This window comes from Achromobacter spanius (assembly GCF_002966795.1).
GTDB classification, from domain to species: Bacteria; Pseudomonadota; Gammaproteobacteria; order Burkholderiales; family Burkholderiaceae_B; genus Achromobacter; species Achromobacter spanius_D.
Window position 1 is genome coordinate 5,141,669 of sequence record NZ_CP023270.1, and the last position, 22,487, is coordinate 5,164,155.

At 66.6% G+C, this 22,487-nt stretch carries 22 protein-coding genes; 12 read left to right on the plus strand and 10 right to left on the minus strand.

The window, feature by feature from the left end; translation table 11 throughout:
* Positions 1-53: 53 nt before the first annotated feature.
* Both CLM73_RS23325 and CLM73_RS23330 read left to right on the plus strand, forming a co-directional pair.
* Positions 54-1,001, plus strand: coding sequence for a sensor domain-containing diguanylate cyclase (locus CLM73_RS23325; RefSeq protein ID WP_105240445.1), 948 nt, complete (start codon positions 54-56; stop codon positions 999-1,001).
* 183 nt (positions 1,002-1,184) lie between these two features.
* Positions 1,185-3,011 (plus strand): methyl-accepting chemotaxis protein, encoded by a 1,827-nt coding sequence (locus CLM73_RS23330; protein WP_105241688.1) that lies wholly within the window; start codon positions 1,185-1,187, stop codon positions 3,009-3,011.
* A 13-nt stretch (positions 3,012-3,024) separates the two neighbouring features.
* On the opposite strand, the gene CLM73_RS23335 is transcribed toward CLM73_RS23330, so the two are convergent.
* Entirely contained in the window at positions 3,025-4,143 is a 1,119-nt protein-coding gene (locus CLM73_RS23335) for a glycosyltransferase family 4 protein (RefSeq protein WP_105240446.1), read from the minus strand.
* Between the two features lie 253 nt (positions 4,144-4,396).
* On the opposite strand from CLM73_RS23335, the gene CLM73_RS23340 reads away from it, so the two are divergent.
* Complete coding sequence (locus CLM73_RS23340; RefSeq protein ID WP_105240447.1) at positions 4,397-4,783, plus strand: VOC family protein; 387 nt, start codon at positions 4,397-4,399, stop codon at positions 4,781-4,783.
* Positions 4,784-4,828: 45 nt separating this feature from the next.
* Here CLM73_RS23340 and CLM73_RS23345 read toward each other — a convergent pair whose 3' ends face one another.
* From CLM73_RS23345 to CLM73_RS23360, 4 genes are all read right to left on the minus strand, one after another.
* On the minus strand, positions 4,829-6,463 hold the full coding sequence (locus CLM73_RS23345) for a caspase family protein (protein WP_234015723.1): 1,635 nt from the start codon (positions 6,461-6,463) through the stop codon (positions 4,829-4,831).
* Between the two features lie 68 nt (positions 6,464-6,531).
* Positions 6,532-7,194, minus strand: coding sequence for an anti-sigma factor family protein (locus CLM73_RS23350; protein ID WP_234015724.1), 663 nt, complete (start codon positions 7,192-7,194; stop codon positions 6,532-6,534).
* On the minus strand, positions 7,194-7,859 hold the full coding sequence (locus CLM73_RS23355) for an RNA polymerase sigma factor (RefSeq protein ID WP_105240448.1): 666 nt from the start codon (positions 7,857-7,859) through the stop codon (positions 7,194-7,196). Before CLM73_RS23355 ends, CLM73_RS23350 begins: the two co-directional genes overlap by 1 nt.
* Positions 7,860-7,908: 49 nt before the next feature.
* The gene (locus tag CLM73_RS23360; protein WP_105240449.1) at positions 7,909-8,493 is read right to left on the minus strand and encodes a hypothetical protein; all 585 of its coding nucleotides are present in this window, start codon (positions 8,491-8,493) and stop codon (positions 7,909-7,911) included.
* A gap of 292 nt (positions 8,494-8,785) precedes the next feature.
* Between CLM73_RS23360 and CLM73_RS23365 the strand changes: the two genes are divergently transcribed.
* The 4 genes from CLM73_RS23365 to CLM73_RS23380 all read left to right on the plus strand — a co-directional run bounded on the left by CLM73_RS23365 (position 8,786) and on the right by CLM73_RS23380 (position 12,725).
* Positions 8,786-9,241, plus strand: a complete 456-nt coding sequence (locus CLM73_RS23365; RefSeq protein ID WP_105240450.1) for a hypothetical protein — start codon at positions 8,786-8,788, stop codon at positions 9,239-9,241.
* A 91-nt stretch (positions 9,242-9,332) separates the two neighbouring features.
* A complete protein-coding gene (locus CLM73_RS23370; protein ID WP_234015725.1) occupies positions 9,333-10,232 on the plus strand; it encodes a hypothetical protein in 900 nt (299 codons plus the stop codon).
* 2 nt (positions 10,233-10,234) lie between these two features.
* Positions 10,235-11,839: a hypothetical protein gene (locus tag CLM73_RS23375; protein ID WP_105240451.1), complete on the plus strand. Its 1,605-nt coding sequence runs from the start codon at positions 10,235-10,237 to the stop codon at positions 11,837-11,839.
* A complete protein-coding gene (locus CLM73_RS23380) occupies positions 11,829-12,725 on the plus strand; it encodes a glycerophosphodiester phosphodiesterase (RefSeq protein ID WP_234015726.1) in 897 nt (298 codons plus the stop codon). The genes CLM73_RS23375 and CLM73_RS23380 overlap by 11 nt, the downstream gene beginning before the upstream one ends.
* A gap of 2 nt (positions 12,726-12,727) precedes the next feature.
* Here the strand turns inward: CLM73_RS23380 and CLM73_RS23385 are convergent, their stop codons facing one another.
* The 5 genes from CLM73_RS23385 to hisD form a co-directional block, all read right to left on the minus strand.
* The gene (locus CLM73_RS23385) at positions 12,728-13,516 is read right to left on the minus strand and encodes an HpcH/HpaI aldolase family protein (RefSeq protein ID WP_105240452.1); all 789 of its coding nucleotides are present in this window, start codon (positions 13,514-13,516) and stop codon (positions 12,728-12,730) included.
* A 25-nt stretch (positions 13,517-13,541) separates the two neighbouring features.
* On the minus strand, positions 13,542-14,528 hold the full coding sequence (locus CLM73_RS23390; RefSeq protein WP_105240453.1) for a Bug family tripartite tricarboxylate transporter substrate binding protein: 987 nt from the start codon (positions 14,526-14,528) through the stop codon (positions 13,542-13,544).
* 82 nt (positions 14,529-14,610) lie between these two features.
* Complete coding sequence (locus tag CLM73_RS23395; protein WP_105241693.1) at positions 14,611-15,624, minus strand: LacI family DNA-binding transcriptional regulator; 1,014 nt, start codon at positions 15,622-15,624, stop codon at positions 14,611-14,613.
* Positions 15,621-16,388, minus strand: a complete 768-nt coding sequence (locus CLM73_RS23400; protein ID WP_105240454.1) for an SDR family NAD(P)-dependent oxidoreductase — start codon at positions 16,386-16,388, stop codon at positions 15,621-15,623. Before CLM73_RS23400 ends, CLM73_RS23395 begins: the two co-directional genes overlap by 4 nt.
* Entirely contained in the window at positions 16,385-17,704 is a 1,320-nt protein-coding gene (gene hisD, locus CLM73_RS23405; RefSeq protein ID WP_105240455.1) for a histidinol dehydrogenase, read from the minus strand. Before hisD ends, CLM73_RS23400 begins: the two co-directional genes overlap by 4 nt.
* Positions 17,705-17,943: 239 nt before the next feature.
* Between hisD and CLM73_RS23410 the strand changes: the two genes are divergently transcribed.
* The 5 genes from CLM73_RS23410 to CLM73_RS23430 all read left to right on the plus strand — a co-directional run bounded on the left by CLM73_RS23410 (position 17,944) and on the right by CLM73_RS23430 (position 22,482).
* Positions 17,944-19,119 carry an MFS transporter gene (locus CLM73_RS23410; protein ID WP_105240456.1) on the plus strand — a complete coding sequence of 392 codons (1,176 nt, stop codon included), beginning with the start codon at positions 17,944-17,946 and terminating at the stop codon, positions 19,117-19,119.
* Between the two features lie 209 nt (positions 19,120-19,328).
* Positions 19,329-20,063: a succinate dehydrogenase/fumarate reductase iron-sulfur subunit gene (locus CLM73_RS23415; RefSeq protein ID WP_105240457.1), complete on the plus strand. Its 735-nt coding sequence runs from the start codon at positions 19,329-19,331 to the stop codon at positions 20,061-20,063.
* 1 nt (position 20,064) lies between these two features.
* Positions 20,065-20,397: a succinate dehydrogenase gene (locus CLM73_RS23420; RefSeq protein ID WP_105240458.1), complete on the plus strand. Its 333-nt coding sequence runs from the start codon at positions 20,065-20,067 to the stop codon at positions 20,395-20,397.
* Positions 20,397-20,741 (plus strand): succinate dehydrogenase, encoded by a 345-nt coding sequence (locus CLM73_RS23425; RefSeq protein ID WP_105240459.1) that lies wholly within the window; start codon positions 20,397-20,399, stop codon positions 20,739-20,741. Before CLM73_RS23420 ends, CLM73_RS23425 begins: the two co-directional genes overlap by 1 nt.
* A gap of 1 nt (position 20,742) precedes the next feature.
* Positions 20,743-22,482, plus strand: a complete 1,740-nt coding sequence (locus tag CLM73_RS23430) for an L-aspartate oxidase (protein WP_105240460.1) — start codon at positions 20,743-20,745, stop codon at positions 22,480-22,482.
* Positions 22,483-22,487: the final 5 nt, after the last annotated feature.

A 22,487-nucleotide genomic window follows, 5' to 3' on the forward strand; every position in this document is an offset into this window, starting at 1 on the left:
CGTCCGCTTCGGGCTACAGTGCTCGTTCCTTGGGATCCCCGAAAGGATTGAGCATGGCCGACGACAGTACGCTTCTCAACGACAACGCGGTGTATAGGACTTTGCTGGAATCGACCAAGGCGATTCCCTGGAAGATCGACTGGGCCACGATGAAGTTCGCCTACATCGGCCCCCAGATCGAGGCGCTGCTGGGCTGGCGCGCCGATAGCTGGGTCACCGTCGAGGACTGGGCCATGCGCATGCATCCCGAGGACCGCGAGTACGTGGTGAACTTCTGCGTCTCGCAATCCCAGGCCGGCGTCGACCACGAAGCGGACTACCGCGCACTGACCAAGGACAACGGCTACGTGTGGATCCGCGACGTGGTGCACGTCGTGCGCACGGAAAGCGGCGAACCCGAGGCCCTGATCGGCTTCATGTTCGACATCACCGAACGCAAGAAGACCGAAGAAAAGCTGCTCAGCCTGCAAAAGGAACTTGAGGTGCTGTCCTTCAAGGACGGCCTGACCAACATCGCCAACCGCCGCCGCTTCGACAGCAGTTTCGAACTGGAATGGGAGCGCGCCCGCAGCGAGCGCCAGCCCCTGTCGGTCTTGCTCTTCGACGTCGACTTCTTCAAGCAGTACAACGACCTGTACGGCCACACCCAGGGCGACAAGTGCCTGATCGAGATCGCCGAGACGCTGAGCCTGGCGCTGGATGGTCCGCGCGATCTGGTTGCCCGCTACGGCGGCGAAGAGTTCGTCGTGCTGCTGCCCGAAGCCGATGCCGAGGTGGCGCGGAAGGTGGCTGAACGCTGCCAGCGCCAGCTCCAGAAAAAAGCCATCGTGCATGCCCTGTCGCCACACGGCAGACGCGTCACGGTCAGCGCCGGTGCGGGCACGGTGATTCCGGAAGGCAATGTCACGCCTGCGGACTTCATCAAGGCGGTGGACGAGCAGTTGTATCTGGCCAAGAACAACGGCCGCAACCGCATAGAACACGTGCAGCTGGGGCCGTAGCGCTCCCCGGCGAACGCGGCGGGGCAGGCTGCCCGCCGCCGAAATCCCGCATATCGGAACCGAAGACGTCGCAACACCGCCGATCCGGCGTTTTCGCCCGTAGTTCCCCGTATTGCACCGCAACATGATGTGCTGAAGTGGCCGGGTGGAGGGCGCATTCCGCGCCCCCGTCGCGTGCCCATCATGTCCAAACTCAGAAATCTCTCTCTTCGGAGCAGCCTGACCGCACTGGTGCTGTTCTTCATCGTGATGCTGGTGGCCGTTGGCGCCATCGCCATGCAGCAGCTCTGGAGCATCAGCCAGAAGCAGCGCGCCATGTACACGGAAACCGTCATGCCGCTGCGCGTCGTCGTCGACGCCGCCCGCCAAGGCGCCACGCACTTCCGGCGCATGTATGTCTATATCTGGAACACCGATCCGCAAGGCCGCCAGAACGAACTGCGCCTGAACGAGGAATCGGATAAATCCGTGTTGCAGGCGCGTGACCGTCTGCAGCAGGAGCAGGACCCCGCCCTGCGAGAACTCGGCGGCAAGCTGGCCGACACCTGGACCCGCTACAAGGCCGCCGTCAACGACGTGAAGGGCCTGGCCGACCGCAACGACCCGACCGCGATGACCGTGCTGCACAAGGACTCGGCCGAGCTGCATGTCGCCGCGCGCAACATCCTGATGGAAGCCGCCAAGCGCCAGGAAGAACTGGCCCGCCTCGACACCGAAGACGCCGCCGCCGCGGTCGAACGCACGTTCTGGACGCTGACCGCGCTGATCGTGCTGTGCGCGCTGATCGGCAGCATCCTGGGTCTTGGCCTGGTGCGCTCCGTCATGCGCCGCCTGGGCGGCGAACCCGCCTACGCCGCGCAGATCGCCCAGGAAGTCGCAAAGGGCAATCTGGCCGTGCGCGTGCAACGCCGTGAAGGCGATCAGACCAGCGTGCTGGCCAACATGGACGCCATGCGCGCCAACCTGGCGCAACTGGTGAGCCAGGTGCGCCAGTCCAGCGAATCCATCGCCACGGGCGCCACGCAGATCTCGTCAGGCAACGCCGACCTCAGCCAGCGCACCGAAGAACAGGCCGCCAACGTCGAAGAGACCGCGGCCTCGATGGAAGAGATGAATTCCGCGGTAAAGCAGAACCTCGAATCCGTGCAGATGGCCGGCAGCCTGGCCGGCTCGGCCAGCGAAGCCGCTGCGCGCGGCGGCGAAGTGGTCGGCAACGTGGTCAGCACCATGGACGCCATCTCGGCCAGCTCGCGCAAGATCGTCGACATCATCGCCGTCATCGACTCCATCGCGTTCCAGACCAACATCCTCGCCCTGAACGCCGCCGTCGAAGCGGCCCGCGCGGGCGAACAGGGCCGCGGCTTTGCGGTCGTGGCCAGCGAAGTGCGTGCTCTGGCCCAACGCAGCGCCAGCGCCGCCAAGGAAATCAAGCAGCTGATCAGCGACAGCGTCGGCAACGTCGAAGCTGGTTCCAATCTGGTGGGCGAAGCCGGCAGCACCATGAACGACATCGTGACGCAGGTGCGCCGCGTTGCCGACCTGATCGCCGAAATCGGCGCCGCCGCGCACGAGCAGGGACAAGGCATTTCGCAAGTGGGCGACGCCATCAACCAGCTCGACCAGACCACCCAGCAGAACGCCGCGCTGGTGGAAGAATCGGCAGCCGCCGCGCATAGCTTGAATTCGCAGGCGGCGACGCTGGTGAAGCTGGTCAGCGTGTTCCGTCTTGCCGAGGACGACGCGCCGCGTTTCGTGGCGCAACCGCAGGTTGCTCAGGTGCGGGATGTGCAGTCGGCCGGTTTGCAGCCGGTGGCGCCGCAGCCCGCAAGAACGCAACCCGCAACGCCGCCACGCGCGTTGGCCAAGCCGGCGTCTGCCCGACCGGCCGCCGCCAAGCCGGCGGACACTCGCCGCGCCGAAGTCAAGGCCACCCCGCAAGGCAAGGGCCCGCTGCGCGTTCCGGGCGACAACAAGCCCGCGCAGTCGAATGATGATTGGGAAAGCTTCTGATCGCGGTCGTGCGCTATAGGGATCGCAACGCGGCAGCGTAAGCCGCCAACGTGTCCGCCATCTTCCCCGCCAACCGAAAGTGCGCATCCGCGTAACGCCGCGCGCTTTCAACCACGGCCTCAACCCGGGCCGGATCTGACCGGGTCTGCATGATGCAGTCCGCAAACGCGGCCACATCGCCGGGTGGCGCCAGCCACCCGGTCTTGCCCGGCTCGACGATTTCCGGAAGCCCGCCCACCTTGCTGGCGACCACCGGAATCCGCGCCGCAAACGATTCCGGCACGATGCGCGACCAGGCCTCGGTCAGCGACGGCACCAACACCACGTCGGCGGCGTGGATCGTTGCCGCCACATCGTTGCGATGGCCGGCGAAGAAGACGCTGTCCAAGATTCCCAGGTCGGCCGCCAGTTGGCGCAGCGACGCCGCATAGGACTTGCCGCTCGGCGTCGGCATGCCTATCACCAACGCGATCGCGGGCAGCCCGCTCGTTCGAAGCTGGTGAACAACCCTCAGCAGATCCGCCTGTCCTTTCTCCCGCCGCAGCATGCCAACCGTCGCCACTACGAAGTCATCTGGCCCGGCCTGCATGCCGAGCGTTTGGCGCGCGTGCATCCGCGCATCGAGCCCCGCCGCCTCGTTGAAAAAGCCCTCGCCCGCCCATTCGCCCACCACGCTTATCCGTTCATCCAGCACCAGCCGTGCGGATATCAATTCCTGCTTTCCCAGTTCACTGGTCGCGATGACATGGTGGCAACCCATCTTCCATTCCAGCCGGCGGCGCAGCGAGGTGCGCATCGGTTTGGCGAAATGGCGGGTTCTGACGATGGCGCAGAGATCGCGGCATAAGCCGGCGGTTTTACCGTCTGCGCGGCTGTGGCTGTCGATGACGTCGATGTGCAGCGCCTTGACGGCGCGTCGCAACGCCAAAAGGGTTGACGGTGCGTACGGACGGGAGAAGTCGATATCGACCACGTCGACGCCGCGGTTCCGGGCCTCGCCGCCGATCGCGCTGTAGGCCGGCGCCGCGATCGTCGCGTGGTGGCCGTTCTGTTGCAGCCAGGCTGCTTGCTCCAGCACGCGGAACTCGAGCCCGCCCAGGCCGTAGCCGGCGGCAGTATGCAGAATTCGCATGAGGGTTCCTGGTGATCCCGGCCGGCGATTGCGGCGGGTTCGGGCAGGAATCGTAATCTCGCGCGGGCCAACGTCGAAGTGTAAAAATGCTCAGTCCACGTGGCTTGTTAGCGCGCTGTGGCTGCATTGGCGGACTTCCATTTTTTGCGCCAGGCCACGTATCGCCACGTTGCAACTCGAAGCGACCTCGCCCCGCCCGCTCACCTATGCTGGTCCTTCCGGCCCACACGGCCGCCTTTCCGAGGAGCAGCGTATGTTGGACCACATCGAGATTCACGTCAGTGACTTCGCGCGCAGCCGGGCGTTCTACCTGAGTGCGCTGGCGGCGGTCGGTTATGTGCCGCGCAAGGCGCTGGCGACGGGCATGGGTTTTGGCATCGGCGAGCCCGACGACGCGGGCGACCCGGGCGGCGAGTTCTGGATTCATCAGGGCACGCCCAGCACGCCGCGCGTGCATGTGGCGTTCCGCGCGCGCAGCCGAGACGAGGTCGACGCCTTTCACCGTGCGGCGCTGGCGGCCGGCGGGCGCGACAACGGCGCGCCGGGGTTACGCCCGAAATATCATCCGCATTACTACGGCGCGTTCATCCTGGACCCCGACGGCTACAACGTCGAGGCCGTGTACCACCGCCCTGCCTGACGCGCCTGACGCGCCTGACACGCCTTACCCGCGACGCCGCCGGATTCAGGGCTGGCCGGGCGGGCGCACACCCAGCGCGCGCATCCACGGGTTGTCCGTCATGCCTGGAATGGACGCCATGCCCGGCATCGGAAAGCCGACGGGATTGAGCGCGGCGTCTTGCAGCACCTTGGCCCATTCGCGCGGGTCGATCGGTTCGCCCATGCGCGCGCGCACGTCCAGCAGGTCCAGCGCCGCGCGCCGGTGTCCGGCCTCGGCCGCATCGCGGAACAGGCGTTCGGCAATGGCATAATTCTTGGGCACGCCCCGGCCCATGCCGGTCAGTTCGCCCAGATAGGTTTGCGCGGGCGCGAACCCCTGATCGGCTGCGCGCTGATACCAGCGGGCGGCGACGGGGTAGTTCTGCTGCACGTGCTCGCCGTTCTCGGCAATCAGCCCCAACGTGGTCATGGCGATCACGTCGCCAGCCTTGGCGCGCGCCTGCAACGACGCCAGCCGGGGCTCGTCCACATACTGCGCGCCCCGCTCGATCTCGTACTCCCAGGCGCTCATGCGTGCCTTGATCAGATCGCGTCCCACCGTGGGCGACGGGCCTCGGCCCTGTGCCGTCTGACCGCCGGATGCCCCCGGCGTCGCGGGCGTCTGGGCGTCCGCCAGCGTCGTGAAGGTGACGGTGCCGACCAGGCTGCTGGCGTAGTGCGGAATCTGCCGGTAGGCGGTGGCCACCTGCACGTCGGCGGTCAATTGCTTGAAGAAGGTTTCCACGGGCGCTGCGCCGGGCAGCCCGCGCAGCCCTTGCGCGAAGTAGTACGCGTAAGGGCTGTGGCGGGGGCCGTCACTGCCGAAACCGTCCTCGGCCGTGGCTCCGGGCTGCGTGGAGAAAGCGATAAGCTCGCCGCCCGCGGGCACGGCGTGCACGAGTCCCGCGGCGGGCGTGCCACGGGTCAGGTTGGTGCGGCAGGCGTCCAGCACCATCAGCCGGGCGCGCACGTTTGCGCGCCGCAGCGCCTGCGACACGCGCTTGAGGCTCAGCGAACTTTGCTGCGCCGTGCGTATGCGCACTTCACTTAGCGGCAGCGGCAGGTCCACGCCGAAGAGATAGTTCACGTCGTCCACCGCGACGGCGTGTCCGGCGAAGTACATCAGCGCCAGGTCCCCACCCGTGGCGCGAAGGGCAAAGTCGTCGACGGCGGCTTCCATCTGCGCCGTGGTCAGGTCCGTGAGCAGGGTCACGTCGATCTGGCGCTGGCGTAGCGAGTCGGCGATCAGGCGCGCGTCGTTGACCGGGTTCACCAGCGCATTGGCGGGGACGGCATAGCGCGCGTTGCCGATCACCAGCGCGTAGCGGCGTTTGGCGGGGGTGGCTTCGGGTTCGGCCTTGGATTTGGCGTCCGATGCGGTCTTGGGATCCGTCGCATTGGCGGAAAGTCCGTCGTCCGGCGCGGGCGCAGGCGCAGGCGTGGTCGGCTGAGGAGCCGGCGCACCCGAGCGGGCCGGCTCCTCATCCATCATGTTCCGGTTGTTCAGCCCCCGCGCATTCGCGCCCGCTGCGAGCACGGCGCCAGCGTGCCCGCCGCAAAGCCCCGCGCCGATCATCGCGGCCAGCAAGCGGCGCCGCATATGGGGTTGCGCGGGCGCGTCCGCCACGTTGGCGTCTGCGGGTTCGTTGATGGGCTTCATAGGGAACTTTGGGGCTGACGTGGTGTTGGACTTTGCGTTGGGATTGATGGCGGGCGCAGGCCAGCGCTTCATGGCTTGGGACACGCGCCAGCCGGCGCACCCGTGGCCGACAACGCGCCCAGCGCCGTCGCGGCATCGCGCAGCGACGACTCACGCGCAGCGGCCAGGACGTACCGCCCGTCCGCATCGGGGCCATCGACGATGGACACCGCGTACTGGGACAAGGTATTGCGCAACTGTCGCGCCGTCAGGTCATCAGGAAGATCGACCACCAGCCGCGGACAAGAAGCGCCGCCGCGTGTCAGCACGTCATCGGACATGACCACCTCGGGTCCTTGCACCGGCGCCTGCTGAACCACCACGACGGACAGCATGATCGCCAGCGCCCAGCCTAGCGGCATCAAGGGGCTGGCGGGAGTGGGCCACAGCCATTGCCACAAGCGCCGCGCGCGCGACACCGGCACGGGTGCAGGTGCAGGCGCAGGTGCGGAAGCAGACTCGGGCGCAGACCCTGCCTGCACGCGCTGCCCCAGCGCGCGCAGAAACGCGGCATCGCGCTCGCCCTGCCCGATCTCGTTATGCGCAAGCTGCCGCGCCTCGGCAAGATTGCGCCACGCCTCCAGTTCCTCCCGCAATGCGGGATCGCGCGCGAGATCGGCTTCGAAGGCCCGGCGGGCATCGGCATCCAGCTCGCCGGACAGATAGGACAGCACTCGGTCTTCAGCCATCATCAGTCCATCCCCTTGCGGGTGCATTCCGTCACCAGCTTGCGCGCGGCATGCAGGCGGCTCTTCACGGTGGGCACGTGCAGGTCCTGCTGCCGGGCGATCTGTTCCATCGGCATGTCGTCCAGATACAGGAACATGGTGGTTTTCAGCGTATCGCTGAGTTTGTTGAGGCAGTCGCGCATGCGCTTGACGATCGACAGGTGCTCGTACGCGTGCGCGGGGTCGGCAAAGGGCGAGGCATCCGCCACGTCCCGTTCGTCGTCAAACCCCGCGTCGTCCCGATCGCCGCCGTCTTCCGGGCCCGACCATTGCACCTCGTGCCTCGTGCGGCGATGAAACTGAATCAGCTCGTGCAGCGATCCGCGGTACAGGTAGCCGCCCAGCTTGCTGACGGCCAGTTCATGCGCCGTCCATCCGCCCTCGGGCTGGCCGTGCAGAAAGCCCTCGTCCTTGAACGTGCGCGTCTGCAGAAACTTCATGAGCGCGTTGTTGAACGCGTCCACCACGCCTTCGGGCGGCGCATTGAAGAACTTTCTGCGCAGTTTCAGCGTGATGTGCTGCTCGGCCTTGTTCCGAAACTCCAGCGCATAGCGCGGGTCGGTGTGCATGATGCGCAGCAGCGCGTCGACGTTGTTGATGACGTAGCGCTTGGATTCGAGCGTGTTCATGGTTCAGGTTCTTGGGGCTGCGGCACCTTAGCTGCGCAGGCGCGGAAAATCAAGCGCGGCGGCGCAACGCGGCGACCCCGCGGACAGTGAAGGCCAGCGCAATGGCGGCAGACAGATAGAACCCGAATCCGAACGACAGACCGCTCCACAGGTTGGACGCCATGTCGCCCGCCAAGCTGCGGCCGGCGCGCGAATTGCCCATGAATCCCGCGAACTGTCGCGTCGCATTCATGAACTCCTGGACCTGCGACACCACGCCTGCCAACGCAATGACCCACAACGCCAGCGGCGCGAAGTAGCCCAGGCGCGCCGCGCGATGCTCCAGCAGCGAAGGCAGCAGCGGCCCTACGACGGCCAGCAGCCACAACAAGGCATAGAAACCCGCGCCAGCCCCCTGCCCTGCCATCGCGCCCTGCACGCTGCCGCCGTTCTGCAAGCGCAAGAGGTCGTAGAAGCTCAGGCTGGCGGTCGATCCCATCATGCGCACGGACACCACGGCGAACAGCGTGGTGCCCAGAAGAAACAGCAACGCGCCCGCCGCGTCGCCCCGGTTGACGCGCTGAACCGCGATGGCCGCCCACCGGGCCGCGAGGGTCTTGGCGTGGGTCAGTACGTCTTGTGCTTTGTCCTGCATGGTGTTTCCTTGTTTGGGTGAGGCGGACGCCGGTATGGACGGCCGGTATGGACGCCGATACTGAGCGCTACGCGCAGCGGCGCAAAAGGTTCGATTTTTTTTCTGCCCTTTTTTCGGCCAATTGATTTGCCGGGTTCGGTTTATCCTTCGTCGCTAAATTTTTTCCGAACCTTTTTCAAGACGGCGCGTAGCAAGGATCAAGGGCTCGCCTTTACAGCCCCGCACGCTGGAATGCACCCAGCGTCTTCCACGTGCCGATATTTCCCACTTATCAAGAACGGAGCGTTGAATCATGTCCACCCCCACCCCGCTGTCCGCCCTGTACCAGACCGTGGTGCAAGAAGAACTGGGCCTGGTCGCCAGCTTTGACGAACAAGGCGATGTGGTCTTCAAGCATCCCGACATGGGCATCATGTATTTCAGCCTGAGCGATTCGGACCCGGAATTCCTGCGCCTCGTCTACCCCAGCTTCGTGCAAGCCGACGAACTGGAACTGACCCGCGAGCAATTCCTTGAAGTCATCAACGTCGTGAACAACCGCTGCAAGGCCATCAAGCTGACCCTGCCGCAAGAGGAAGCCGGTCGCCCCGCGCGCGTGTCGGCGTCGGTGGAAAGCTTCGTGGCCGGTCCCGACACCCTGCCCAACCTTGCGCTGCTGCGCGCCATCGTGGCCCGCTGCGTGTCCGCCGTCCGCCATGGGGCGCATGAACTGGTGAAACAGTCGATGGAACTGAAGCAGGGCAATTGAAACAAGCCTGGCCCTGCGTTGTAACTTTGCGATACATTGCAGGGCTTTGACAAGAATGGCGCCCCCGAGGCGCCAGGTTTTCCGCCTTCCCATGATGTCATTGCGCCTGCACGTCTCCCGTTCGTTGATCCTTCGCCTTGCGGCCAGCTTCCTGTTGCTGGCGGGCTTGTCCGCCTGCGCCGTCAAGACCAATTCGCGGGGCAACCTTGTGTACGGCGTGGACACCGCCGCGCTGTTCGGCACCGAGATCGGCCAGTTTCCCCTGCAGGACGGCGGACTGGGCACGCTGCGCCGCGAAGGCAAGAACTTCTCGGTCAAGCTGTCGGGCAACCAGCGCGTGGTGCCCTTGAACAACGTGGAATCCGCGCGCATCGCCCGTACCGAAAACGTGGGCCCGCGCACCGTGGTCGTCATCGAGACCCAGCGCCGCAACTGCGATTACCGCTACACCGTGCTGGCCATCCAGGGGTCCGACGTGCTGTCGTGGGACGTGGGCAATTGCCGCGACCGGCCGGTCGTGCTGGTCCAGGATGACCGCAGCGCCCTGACTTTCGACTTCCCCAAAGGCTCGGCGATCGAGCGCTTTGTCTACACGCAGGATGGCCGGATGCGCCGCGGCAACGTGAAGAGCGTCGCTGGCTTGAATCCGCGCGCCAAGCCGTTTGCCGACGAGTCGCTGTATCCGCCCGGATATATGGATTCGATCCGGCTGCATGGCGTCTATCCGCCGCCCGCGGCGCCGGCGGCTCGATCGGGCAAGGCGGCAAGGCCGGCCAGCGGCGGCCGCCGCGCGGCCCCCAATGCCCCCGCCGCGGTTCAGACACAAGCGGCGGGCAGTTCCGCGGGCCGCGTCGTGCCCCCGCCCCCGCAGCGTGTGCCCGCTGGCGACGCGCCCGCAACGCCACGCTCGGGCGCGGCATCGCGCGTGCCGGCCAAGCTGGATTTGCCCGATGAGGAAATCACGTCGACCCGTCTGGACCTGAGGGACTGATCGTGCGCCAGGCCCAGATTCGCCAGATTCTTTTCCTGATCGTCCTGACGGTCATCTACCTCAGTTTTGAACTTGGCTTCAACGCCCGGCTACTCGATGTGGTGGGCAGCCGCGCGACGCCCCACGATATCGAGGAACTGGAGTTCTTCGGCCGCACCCTGTCCGGCATTGCCGCCGCGCTGGTGGTGCTGCAGCTGATGCTGGCCCGGCGGCTGGCCACCGGCGGTCGGCCGTCGTACCTGAAGATCGCCGTTGCCTGCGCCGTGACTGCGCTGCTCGTTTTTAGCGCCATCAAGATGATGGTGAACGTACTGGTCGACTCGCGCGACGGCGAATTCCGCCGCATTGCCACCAACGCCGGCCTGCTGCAACGCTCGCTGGTGCAGGGCGACCTGCATCTGGACGGGCTGGTGGACGACGGCGTCTACGCGCGCCCCGAGGGCAAGGCGTTCCTGGCGGTGTTCCAGGTGCTGCTGTCCAACATCGACAATCTGGACGACAAGGTCGAACCCAAGAAGCGCCAGGTCATCCGCACCGACCTGCAGCGCCAGATGAAGACCTTTACCTTCGATGACCGCGAAGTGCGCATGACGTCCCCGGGCATCCGCGGCTATCACCAGGTCTACACCAGCGTGATGCAGTCCGTGGCCGAGCGCTGGAAGAAATACGCCGGCGTGCCGGTCCCGTCGGATATCGGCTTGGCGCGCGAACAGGATCGCGCGTGGGGCGACTACCGCCGCAACCTGTCGCGCCGCGGCTGGACGCCCGACAGCGTACCGGCCCGCTATCAAGGCCGCGTGGTGCAGGACGTGCGCAAGCGCATTCCCGTGCCGGCCGGCTGGCAGCCGCACGACCGCGCCACCTTCAACGAAGCGGTCGCGCAGCAATACTGGCGGACCATGCGCAGCCGCACCGTGCATGTCGAAGGCGATGCCATCCCGCCCGGCCTGTCGTACGAGGATTTCGTGGCGCGCCCCGGCGTGCAGAAGCTGCTGCGCCAGACCTTGATGGTGCCGGCCACCATGAACGTCGCGCCCAACTACACCGACGCCGCCGGCTTCAAGCGCCTCTACGACGGCATGCTGGACCGGGCCGTGGACGAAGCCATGCCGCGCTTTTCCGCCAGCAGCGCGGACTTTACGCGCGGCGGCCAGCATCAGAAGCTGGGCGAGGACGCCGCGCGCGCGGCCATCGTGCCGCCGGTTGCGCTGCTGTTTTCGCTGCTGGGCGCGGTGGGCCACTTCGGCAAGCTGCTCTACCTGATCGTCAAACTTGTCGTCTGGCTGCGCACGCCGGCCGGCCAGCAGCCGGGGCGCACCGCCACGCGCGCGGCGGGCCTGGCGCTGGTGTTGACGCTGGCCTGCGTCTGGACCGCGTTCTCGTTCATGCAGAACGGCGTGACGCAAAGCGAACTCTTCCAGCAGATGTCGCGCGTGGAAGCCGGACCCGATGACGAATCCATCGGCCAGTCCCTGCGCCGCCGCGTGCTGGCCAACGTGGCGCACGTGATCGTGGTGGGCCAGGCCTACACCTACCCCTTCAATGAAGCCGTGCGCACGACGGTGCTGGGCGGCTTCCGCTTCGGATATCACGGCAATGCGGGCTAGCCGTCTGATCGCCGCGCTGCTGGCCGCCGCGCTGCCGTGGTCCGGCGCCAGCGCCGCGTGCCTGGGCATGCAGGTGCACGCGCATCGCGGCGCGCCCGCGCTGCCGGAGAACTCCCTGGCCTCGATTCGCGCGGCCTATGCCGGCGCGTGGGATGGCGTCGAAATCGACATGCAGCGCCTGAAGGACGGCAACTGGGTGCTGCATCACGACCTGCTGACCGGCAGGACGGTAAGCGGCGTCGGGCGCAAGGCCGTGCTGCAACTGTCCAGCGACCAATGGCGCGATGCCAAGCTGACGGGCGCGGGCGGCGGAGCGCCCCCGCCGTTCCTTAATGATGCGCTGCGCGTCGCGGCCGCGCAGCCCGCCAAGACATTCAATGCGGAACTGAAGGTCGTCTACCGCGACTGCGCGCCCGTGTCCAAGCTGGTGGCCGGTATGAAGACCGCGCTGCCGCACGGCAACTGGATGATCACGTCCGCTTTCCCCGAGGCGCTGCGCTGCGTGCGCGGCACCGATCGGCAGGGCTATCTGGGGCTGATCGTGTTCGACCCGCGCCATGCGGAGTCGCTAGGAGCGAACCCGTTGGGCAAGTACGTATCGCAGCGCGCCACCGCGCCCAAGCTGACGCGCCAGTGGCTGGCCAATCTGTCCGCCACCGTCGGCGCGCCCGTGGGCGTACACGTGGACGCGCTGACGCTGTCGGCCAACCCCCAACTGCTGCGCGACGCCGCCGCGCAATCCGTGCGCGTCTTCGTGTACGCGGTCGGCGGCGATGCGGCGCTGGCGCAGCAGCTGCGCGCCACGAAACAGCGCGAAGGCTATCTGCCGTCCGGCGTCATCATCGACGGCGATGCGCAGGCGTTCTGCCGGGCCGTGGGCGGATAGCGTCAATAGGCGGGCGGCTTGGCCTCGCGTCCGGCAGACGCGGCCTGCGCCAGCGCGCGGGTGATGATGCTGGTCGACACGTTGGCAAAATAGCGCGCGCCCATTGCCCCGTACTTCTCCTCGTCCTGCGGCGTCAGCGCGATGATCCCTGAGCACTTGCCCGCCGCTGCGATCGCGCGCAGCCCGGCCTCGATGGCGCGTTGCACGGGTTCGGCATTCCAGTCGCTGCCGTGACCCATCGCGTGCGCCAGATCGTTGGGGCCGATGAACACCGCATCCACACCGTCCACCGCCGCGATCTCGCCCGCCGCCGCGATGGCCTCGGGCGTCTCGATCATGGCGATGAAGCCGATGCCGTCGTTGCTGCGCTGCGTATGCCCCGCCCCGCCGAAGGCCCCGTAACCCGCGGCGCGCGTGCTGAACGCGCTGCCGCGGCGGCCCACCGGCGGATAGTGGATCATGCCGGCCAGGCGCCGCGCCTGCTCGGCGCTTTCGACCATGGGCACCTGCACGGCGCTCGCGCCCATGTCCAGGATGCGCGGCAAGTCCTGCTCGAAGCAGCGCACGATCGGCACGATGCCCGTGGCCCGCGCGGCACGCAGCATGTGTTCGGTCATGCCGAAGTCCGCGCTGCCGTGCTCGTTGTCCAGAATGATGAAATCAAAGCCGGCATACGCGCACATCTCGACGATGGCCGGGCTGGGCAATCCGTTGAACAGGCCGCGCAGCGGCTTGCCACTGCGCAGCATGTCCGGCAGGCGGCCGTCCAGCGGGAAACGGGGATCGGTCATGCAAGTCTCCTGTGTCGGGGCGGGATCAGTCGGCCTGAATGCCGGCGTCCTTGATCACCTTGCCCCATTTTTCGATTTCACTGCGTTGGAACTTCGAGAATTCTGCCGACCCGCGGCCGTCGGGCGCCACGCCCAGCGTCAGCAGCTTGGCGCGCACATCGGGTGTATTGACGATGGCCGCAATCTCGCGTCCCAGCCGCTCCACCACCGGCGCTGGCGTACCTGCCGGCGCGAAGATCCCCTGCCACGACTGCATCGCAAAGCCCGGCAGGCCCAGCTCGGCAAGCGGCTTGACGCCCGGCAGATCCGCCAGCGGCGCTGCCGACGTGACACCCAGCACCTTGACCCGCTTGGCATCGATCATCGGACGCGCGGCCGCGACCGTTTCAAACACCATGTCGATCTGGCCACCGATCAAATCCACCATCGACTGCGATCCGCCTTTGTAGACGATCTGGCGCAACCGCGTGTCCGAAATCGACTGGAAGAGCTGTCCCGACAGATGCTGTGACGTGCCCGCGCCGGCCGTGCCGTAGGTCAGCCCGTCCGGGTCGGCGCGCGCGGCGTCGATCACCTGCTGCACCGTATTGAAGGGGCTGTCGGCGCGCACCACCAATGCGTTGCTGACCATGCCCACCAAACCGACCGGCGTGAAGTCCTTGACCGGGTCATAGCCCAGCGACTTGATGAAGAACGGGTTGACGGCATGCGTGGTGATGGTGCCGCCCACGATGGTGTAGCCATCGGGCTCGGCGCGCGCCACCTGTTGCGTGCCCACTATGCCGGACACGCCGGGCTTGTTCTCGACGATGACCGATTGCCCGAGACGGGCGCTCAATTGCTCGGCCATCAACCGTGCCACGCCATCTGACACGCCGCCCGGCGAGAACGGCACGATGTACCGGATGTTCTTGGCCGGCCAGGCGGGCGCGCCGCCTTGGGCGTGGGCCATGCCGGCGGTCAGCCCGATCGCCGCGACGGCGGTCAGGGTACGTACAAAAATGCTGCGCATGCGTTTGTCTCCTGGTGTCAATGAGCGCGGTCTGTGCGCGCTTTCTTTGGGTAGTGCCGGAATAAAGAGAAAGAGCGTGTCGTCAGGGCCCCGCCCGGACCGTCGCGCGTTCGACCAGGCCGCAGGGCACGACGATGTCGCGCGGCCGCAACTCGGCCTGCATCTGTTCGCGCAGCAGCGCAACGGTGGCGTCCACCATGGGTTCGACCTGCTGACGCACGGTGGTCAGGCGATACGCACCCCACGCGGCCTGCGGCACGTCGTCAAAGCCCACGACGGCCACGTCCTCGGGCACGCGCACGCCCAGCTCCTGACGCAGCACGTCCAGCGCCGCAATCGCCATGTGATCGTTGCCAGCGAACAGCGCGTCCGGCGCATTGCCGGCAAACATCTTGCGCACCGCGGCCTGCGCCAGATCGAAGTCGTAATGGCCCACTTCGCGGCAGGCGACGTCATGGCCGAGCTCCCGCAACGCATCGCGGTAACCGCGTTCGCGTTCGATGCTGGTGGACGAATCCTCCAGCCCCGCCAGATAGCCAAAGCGCCGGTAGCCGCGTGCCGCCAACAGGCGCGCCACCAGTTGGCCGCCCGCATAGTTGTCGGACGTGACCGAGCTGCTGGCGTGACGCGCCAGCCCGCCCAGAATGGACACCCGATTGAACTGCACCACGGGCACGCCGACCTCGGCGCAACTGCGCGCAACGTTGGACGACAGCATGGCCGACGCCATGACGATGCCGTCGACCTGGTATTGCAGGATCTCGGCCAGCACGCCGTCGGCCGCCTCGTCCACCTCGGCGATGAACATCAGCACGTGGTAGCCCTCTTTCTGCAGCTTCTGCGACAGCCGCTCGATCACCAGCGGGTAGAACTGGTTTTCCAGATAGCTCATCACCAGCGCCACGATGCGGCTGCGTCGGGTAATCAGGCTGCGCGCCAGTGCATTGGGCCGATAGCCCAGCTTCTGCGCGGCCGCCAGCACCTTGCGCCGCGTCTCTTCCGACACGCTGGCGCCGGGGGTGAACGTGCGGCTGACGGCGGACTGCGACACCTGCGCCAGATCCGCCACGTCCTGCGCGCGAGGCGCGGTCCTCATGCCGCGGTCCATCCCGCATCCAGCATCAGCGCGCTGCCGGTCATCAGGCTGGACGCGTCGCTGGCCAGGAACACGATCGCGCCCATCACTTCGTCCAGGCGGCCGACGCGGCCCAGCGCATTGCGGGCGCAGACCCAGTCCCGAAAGCCCGGCTGCTCCAGCATGCCCGCCGTCATGGGCGTTTCGATGAAGGTCGGGCACACGGTGTTCACGCGGATGTTGGCCGCGCCCAGCTCCCACGCCAACGCGCGTGTCATGCCTTCCAGCGCGTGCTTGCTGGCGCAATATAGCGTGCGCCGCGGACTGCCCACGTGCCCCATCTGCGACGACACATTCACGATGGATCCGGCTCGGCCTTCCTTGAGCAGACGGCGCGCCACGGCCCGGCTGGTGTAGAAGGCTGCCTTCACGTTCAGGTCCAACACGGCGTCGATGTCCTCGTCGGACTGCTCGATGAGCGGCTTGGGGCGATTCATGCCCGCGTTGTTGACCAGGATGTCAAAGGGCTCGGCGCGCGCGACCGCCTGATCCACGGCCGCGGAATCCGTGACATCCAGCACCAGCGGCGCACAGCCGATGCCCTCGGCCCGCAAGGCTTCGCACACTTGCGCAAGCTCAGCTTCGCGCCGTGCCGCCACCGTGACATGCGCGCCCGCGCGGCCCAGTGCGGCCGCCGCCGCCAGTCCGATGCCGCCGCTGCCGCCCGTCACCAGGGCGCGGCGTCCGTCCAGGCGGAAGTCCGGTCCTTTGGGCAGCGCAATCATGCCTGGGCCTCCACCGGCCGATACCACGGCAGGTCGGGGCGATCGCCATAGCGGCGCACGCGGATGTTGGCCTGTTCGCCATGGCCCGCAAAATTCTCCATGTGGCACAGGCGCGAGCAATACTCGCCCATCGCCGCGCTGGCCGCGTCCGTCAGCACGCGCTGATAGGTGCAGGTCTTCAGGAACTTGCCCACCCACAGGCCACCGGTGTAGCGCGCGTTGCGGTTCGTCGGCAGCGTGTGGTTGGTGCCGATCACCTTGTCGCCAAAGCTGACGTTGGTGCGCGGCCCCAGGAACAGCGCGCCGTAGTTCGTCATGCGGTTCAGGAAGTAATCAGGATCGCGCGTCATCACCTGCACGTGCTCGAACGCCAGGTCATCGGCCACCTGCAGCATTTCCTCGTCGCTGTCGCAGACGATGACCTCGCCGCAATCGGCCCACGCTTTGGCCGCGATGCCGGCCGTCGGCAGGATCGAAAGCTGGCGCTCGACTTCGGCCAGCGTGTCGCGTGCCAGTTGTTCGCTGGTGGTCAGAAGCACTGCGGGGGACGTGGGGCCGTGTTCGGCCTGGCCCAGCAGATCGACGGCGCACAGCTCGCCATCCACGCTGTCATCCGCGATCACCAGCGTCTCGGTCGGCCCCGCGAACAGGTCGATGCCGACCCGGCCGTACAGCTGCCGCTTGGCCTCGGCCACGAACATGTTGCCCGGGCCGACCAGCATGTCCACGGGCGCCACGCTGGGCGTGCCCACCGCCATCGCCACCACGGCCTGCACGCCGCCCAGCACCAGGATCTCGTCCGCGCCCGCCATGTCCATGGCGGTCACGATGGCCGGATGCGGCTTGCCCTGATACGGCGGCGCCGTGGACACGATGCGCTTCACGCCCGCCACCTTGGCGGTCAGGACGCTCATGTGCGCCGAGGCCAGCAGCGGATACTTGCCGCCCGGGATGTAGCAGCCCACCGCATTCATCGGCACGTGCTTGTGGCCCAGGACCACGCCCGGATACGTCTCCACTTCGACGTCGCGCATCGAATCGCGCTGGATCTGCGCAAAGTTGCGGACCTGGCTCTGGGCAAACGCAATGTCCTCGATCTCGCGCGCCGACAACTGCTTGCGCGCCGCCTCGATCTCGGCGCGCGACAGGCGGAAGTCCGCCGGGTCCCAGTTGTCGAACTTGCGGCTGTAATCGCGCACGGCGTCGTCGCCACGGGTTTCGATGTCGCGGATGATGTCTTCGACGGTGGCGCGCACCTTGGCGTCGTCGTCGGTCTTGACGGCGGCGGTCCGGCCGCGCTTCAGATATCGGATCATGGTCTCGGGTCCTGCAAGCGTTGAAAGTTCATCGATGGAGGGCACTTTCAAAGCCTTGCATACGTATGCAAATAGGGAGAAACCCGGACATGCGCTTGCATTACCCGGGTGGCCGGATCGCCCCGTTTGGCTAAGTGCGCTGTCAGGCTGCCGACAGCCGGGCGCGAAGGGCTTTCGATACACTCTCGGGATTCCGCATCGATGACCGCCGCGCCGTCCGGCGCACCCACGCTCCCCTCATGTCGCATCCCGAATCGTTCAATCTGAAGCAGATCGCCGTGCCGGCGTTCGGCCCGTCGCTGCTTTACGGCATCAGCAACGGCGCCATTCTTCCCGTGATCGCGCTGACCGCGCGGGAACAAGGCGCATCATTCGCGGCCGCTGGCCTCATCGCCGCCCTCATCGGCGTCGGCTCGCTGCTCTCGAACATTCCGTCCGCACTCATCACCGAACGCTTTGGCGAGAAGCGCGCCATGGCCGGCGCCGCGCTGTTGAGCGTGGCCGGTCTGCTGCTCGTGATCGGCGTGCCGCATCTGTGGGTGCTGGCGCTGGCCATGCTGATGCAGGGCTGCGCGCAGTCGGTGTTCCAGCTGGCGCGCCAGAGCTACATGATCGAGGTCGTGCCGCTGCAGTACCGCGCACGCGCCCTGTCCACGCTGGGCGGGACGACGCGGATCGGCACCTTCATCGGCCCCTTCGCGGGTGCGGCGCTGATTCACTTCATGGGGCTGGACGGCGCGTACTGGATTGCCGTCTGCGCCATGCTCGGCGCGGGATTCATCGCCATCAAGGCGCCCGAAATCGAACCCTCGCACGCCAAGGCCGCCGGCGCGCCGCGCGTGCGCATCGGCGAAGTCGCGCGCGACCATCGGGGCGTGTACGCCACGCTGGGCATAGGCGTGATGCTGATCAGCGCGCTACGCGCGTCGCGCCAGGTGGTGATTCCGCTGTGGGCTGACCATCTTGGGCTGGACGCCACCACCACGTCGCTTGTCTACGGCCTGGTCGCGGCGGTCGACATGTCGGTGTTCTATCCCGCGGGCAAGGTCATGGACCAGCGCGGCCGGTTGTGGGTGGCGCTGCCGTGCACGCTGTTGATGGGCTTGAGCCTGATGGCCATCCCGCTGACAAGCGGCGTGACGAGCTTCATCCTGGTGTCGCTGCTGCTGGGCTTTGGCAACGGCATCGGGTCGGGCATCGTGATGACGCTGGGCGCCGACGCCGCGCCGCCCGGCGCGCGCACGCAGTTTCTGGGCATCTGGCGGTTCATGGCCGATCTGGGTGCAAGTGGCGGGCCGGTGGCGCTGTCGGCACTGACGGCACTGTTGTCGCTGGGCGGGGCATCGTTTGGCGTGGGGACGTTGGGCCTGGTCGCGGCCGGGGTGTTCTGGCGGTGGTTGCCGCGCCGGGCGTAGGCAGAACAGGCCGCGGCGAGCGGCATTGACGCACTGCGTCATCGCAAACCGCTGAACCTACCGCGTCGCGACATCTACGCAGCGGTGCGCGACACCCCTCAGACCGCCCGAAATAAGTTCAAAAAATATCAACTAAATCTGTATTGCTTCAAGGATTCGCAAGTTCCAGAATCTGTTCATGGGCGCAGCCTGCCGCTTGAGGACGGAAAATGGACACGACGCATTCCACCAGCCAGAGACAACTTACGGTTCGCATCTCACGCGGCACGGAGGAAGGAAAGTTCTCCACCTATCTGGTCCCGTGGCGCGACAACCAGACCGTGCTGGACGTGGTGACGGAAGTCCAGCGAACGCAGGAGCCCAGCCTGTCGTACCGCTACGCCTGTCGCGTCGGCGTGTGCGGGTCCTGTGCGATGACCGTCAACGGCAAACCGCGCTGGACGTGCCGCACGCACGTGAGCCGCGTCGAAGAAGCCGGCGTCATCGTGATCGAACCCTTGCGCAACATGCCGCGGATCAAGGATCTGGTCGTGGACATGCGCGAGTTCTTCCAGAAGTGGGCGCGCGCCGGCAACACCTTTGTCGGCACCGCCACACGTCATGATCCGCCGGCGCTGGTGTCGCCCCAAAGCAAGCAACGCAAGCTCGCTGACGCGGCCATCGAATGCATCAACTGCGGCGTGTGCTACGCCGCCTGTGACGTGGTGTCGTGGGACAAGGACTACCTGGGCCCGGCGGCGCTGAATCGCGCTTGGACGCTCTATAACGACGAGCGGCACGCCGACCCCAAGGACGTCCTGCACAAGGCCACCTCCGGCAGCGGCTGCAACTCCTGTCACACGCAGGGCAGTTGCATGAAGCACTGTCCCGTCAGCCTGAGCCCAACCGGCAGCATCGCGGGGCTGAAACGCAGCGCCATCTTCAGCCTGCTCAAGGGAGGCTGACATGGAGGCCCGTCTGTTCGCACTCCAGCGCCTGACGGCAATGGTGATGGCCCCCTTCGTCCTGGTGCACGTCGGCCTCGTCATCTATGCCGTCCGCGGCGGCCTGACGGCCGGCGAAATCCTCTCGCGCACCGAGGGGAACTGGCCGTGGATCGTCTTCTACGGCCTGTTCGTCCTCAGCGTGTCGGTCCACGTTCCCATCGGCCTGCGCAACATCCTCATCGAGTGGCTGAAACTCGGCCGGGCGGCGGCGTCCGGCATTGGCCTGATGTTCGGCGCGGCGCTGCTCGTTCTGGGCATACGCGCGGTTGCTGCGGTGGGAGGGCTGGCGTGATGAAGTCCGCACGCAATCACCAGGCGTACTGGGCCTTCCTGGGACATCGGCTTTCCGGCCTGGCGCTGGCGCTGTTCCTTCCCGTCCACTTCTACGTGCTGGCCATGGCGCTGGACCAGGCCAGGCTTGACGCATTCCTGAAGCTGGCAGAGCTGCCGTGGATGAAAGCCGGCGAATGGGGGCTGGTCCTGCTTCTGACGCTGCATATGTTCTTCGGGCTGCGCCTGCTTGCGCTTGAACTCCTGCCCTGGCGCTCGCCGCGCGACGCGCGCGTCGCGTGGATCGGCTGGGGCTTTGCGATCTCGATGGCCACCGGACTGGCGTTCATCGCCGGAGTGATCTGACATGCGTATTGAAAACCACAAGACGGACATTCTGGTGCTGGGTACCGGCGGCGCGGGCCTGTTTGCGGCGCTGCACGCGAAGAAGGCAAACCCGTCGCTGCAGGTGACAGTCACCGTCAAGGGCCTGCTTGGCAAGTGCGGCTGTACCCGCATGGTCCAGGGCGGCTACAACGTCGCGCTGGCCGCAGGCGACTCGGTCGAGCGCCACTTCATGGACACGATCGAGGGCGGCAAATGGCTGCCGCGCCAGGATCTGGCCTGGCGGCTGGTCGAAGGCGCGGTCGAACGGGTGCGAGAACTGGAAAACGAGATCGGCTGTTTCTTCGACCGCAATCCCGATGGATCGCTGCACTCCAAGGCGTTTGCCGGCCAGAGCTTTGACCGGACCGTGCACAAGGCGGACCTGACCGGCATCGAGATCATCAATCGGCTGATGGAGCAGGTTCGCGCGCTGGATGTGGAAGAACTTGAGGAGCACCGCGCCATCGAACTCATCCCGGCCGCCGACGGTTCGGGCATCTCGGGCGTGCTGTTCATCGACATGCGCGCGGGCACCTACCGGTTCATCCGGGCCAAGGCAGTTCTTTTGGCCACCGGCGCCGGCCCGACGATGTACCGCTACCACACGCCCTCCGGCGACAAGACCTGCGACGGCCTGGCCATGGCATTGCGATACGGCCTGAAGCTTCGGGACATGGAGATGGTCCAGTTTCATCCGACGGGTCTGTTGGGCGGCCCGGATACGCGGATGACCGGCACGGTGCTGGAAGAAGGCTTGCGCGGCGCCGGCGGTTACCTGCTCAACGGCGAAGGCGAACGCTTCATGACGAACTACGACAAGCGCGGCGAACGGGCCACGCGCGACGTGGTCAGCCGCGGGATCTACGCCGAAATGCGCGCGGGGCGCACGGGTCCGATGGGCGGCGTCTACATCCAGATGAGCCATCTGGGTCCGGAGAAAGTCGCCAAGACGTTTCCCGGCATGGTCAACCGCTGCAAGGACTGCGGCTTCGACCTGGCCGGCGGAAAGGTCGAAGTGGTGCCGACCGCGCATTACCTGATGGGCGGCGTCGAATTCAATGTGGACGGGTCCACCGCATCACCCGGCCTGTATGCCGCGGGCGAGGACTGCGGCGGCGTGCACGGCGCGAACCGCCTGGGCGGAAACGGCGTCGCCAATTCCACGGTGTTCGGCGGCATCGCGGGCGACGCGATGGCCGCCTATGTCGCCAAGTCGGGCCAATGGCGCGATCCGGACCAGCGGGTCATTGCGCGCGGTGTCGAACGCGCCGAGTTTCCGTTTTCGCGGCGTGCCGGACGCATCCACGAGCTGCGCGATGCGCTGTCGCAGACGATGTGGGATGACGTCGGCGTGCTGCGCAATCGGGACGCCATGGAACACGGCCTAGTCTCCATTTCGGACCATCGCGCGGCCTTGCGCGACATCGGCGTCGCGGACGGCGACCGGCGCTTCAACCTGACCTGGCACGACTGGCTCAACCTTGAAAGCCTGGTCGACATATCAAAGGTCATCACGGTGTCAGCACTCGCGCGCGAAAACAGCCGCGGCGCGCACTTTCGCGAAGACTTCTCCGAACCCGGCGACCTGCACACCAGCTGCTACACGCGCGTCGGCGCGCACGACGGCGAATTGCAGCTGGAGATGGTTCCGGTTTCCTTTGACATCGTCAAGCCGGGCGAATCGCTGATCGAAGGCGAAGCAGGCATTCCCCAAAGCTGAAGGCA

Excerpts from the sequence above, each read along its gene's own strand:
- CLM73_RS23360 (WP_105240449.1), bottom strand. The coding sequence starts at position 8,493 with ATGCAGGACAAAGCACAAGACGTACTGACCCACGCCAAGACCCTCGCG.
- CLM73_RS23425 (WP_105240459.1), top strand. The coding sequence starts at position 20,397 with ATGAAGTCCGCACGCAATCACCAGGCGTACTGGGCCTTCCTGGGACAT.
- CLM73_RS23380 (WP_234015726.1), top strand. The coding sequence starts at position 11,829 with ATGCGGGCTAGCCGTCTGATCGCCGCGCTGCTGGCCGCCGCGCTGCCG.
- CLM73_RS23400 (WP_105240454.1), bottom strand. The coding sequence starts at position 16,388 with ATGATTGCGCTGCCCAAAGGACCGGACTTCCGCCTGGACGGACGCCGC.
- CLM73_RS23355 (WP_105240448.1), bottom strand. The coding sequence starts at position 7,859 with ATGAACACGCTCGAATCCAAGCGCTACGTCATCAACAACGTCGACGCG.
- CLM73_RS23350 (WP_234015724.1), bottom strand. The coding sequence starts at position 7,194 with ATGATGGCTGAAGACCGAGTGCTGTCCTATCTGTCCGGCGAGCTGGAT.
- CLM73_RS23340 (WP_105240447.1), top strand. The coding sequence starts at position 4,397 with ATGTTGGACCACATCGAGATTCACGTCAGTGACTTCGCGCGCAGCCGG.
- CLM73_RS23395 (WP_105241693.1), bottom strand. The coding sequence starts at position 15,624 with ATGAGGACCGCGCCTCGCGCGCAGGACGTGGCGGATCTGGCGCAGGTG.
- hisD (WP_105240455.1), bottom strand. The coding sequence starts at position 17,704 with ATGATCCGATATCTGAAGCGCGGCCGGACCGCCGCCGTCAAGACCGAC.
- CLM73_RS23345 (WP_234015723.1), bottom strand. The coding sequence starts at position 6,463 with ATGAAGCCCATCAACGAACCCGCAGACGCCAACGTGGCGGACGCGCCC.
- CLM73_RS23430 (WP_105240460.1), top strand. The coding sequence starts at position 20,743 with ATGCGTATTGAAAACCACAAGACGGACATTCTGGTGCTGGGTACCGGC.
- CLM73_RS23415 (WP_105240457.1), top strand. The coding sequence starts at position 19,329 with ATGGACACGACGCATTCCACCAGCCAGAGACAACTTACGGTTCGCATC.
- CLM73_RS23365 (WP_105240450.1), top strand. The coding sequence starts at position 8,786 with ATGTCCACCCCCACCCCGCTGTCCGCCCTGTACCAGACCGTGGTGCAA.
- CLM73_RS23335 (WP_105240446.1), bottom strand. The coding sequence starts at position 4,143 with ATGCGAATTCTGCATACTGCCGCCGGCTACGGCCTGGGCGGGCTCGAG.
- CLM73_RS23330 (WP_105241688.1), top strand. The coding sequence starts at position 1,185 with ATGTCCAAACTCAGAAATCTCTCTCTTCGGAGCAGCCTGACCGCACTG.
- CLM73_RS23370 (WP_234015725.1), top strand. The coding sequence starts at position 9,333 with ATGATGTCATTGCGCCTGCACGTCTCCCGTTCGTTGATCCTTCGCCTT.
- CLM73_RS23385 (WP_105240452.1), bottom strand. The coding sequence starts at position 13,516 with ATGACCGATCCCCGTTTCCCGCTGGACGGCCGCCTGCCGGACATGCTG.
- CLM73_RS23390 (WP_105240453.1), bottom strand. The coding sequence starts at position 14,528 with ATGCGCAGCATTTTTGTACGTACCCTGACCGCCGTCGCGGCGATCGGG.
- CLM73_RS23410 (WP_105240456.1), top strand. The coding sequence starts at position 17,944 with ATGTCGCATCCCGAATCGTTCAATCTGAAGCAGATCGCCGTGCCGGCG.
- CLM73_RS23325 (WP_105240445.1), top strand. The coding sequence starts at position 54 with ATGGCCGACGACAGTACGCTTCTCAACGACAACGCGGTGTATAGGACT.
- CLM73_RS23420 (WP_105240458.1), top strand. The coding sequence starts at position 20,065 with ATGGAGGCCCGTCTGTTCGCACTCCAGCGCCTGACGGCAATGGTGATG.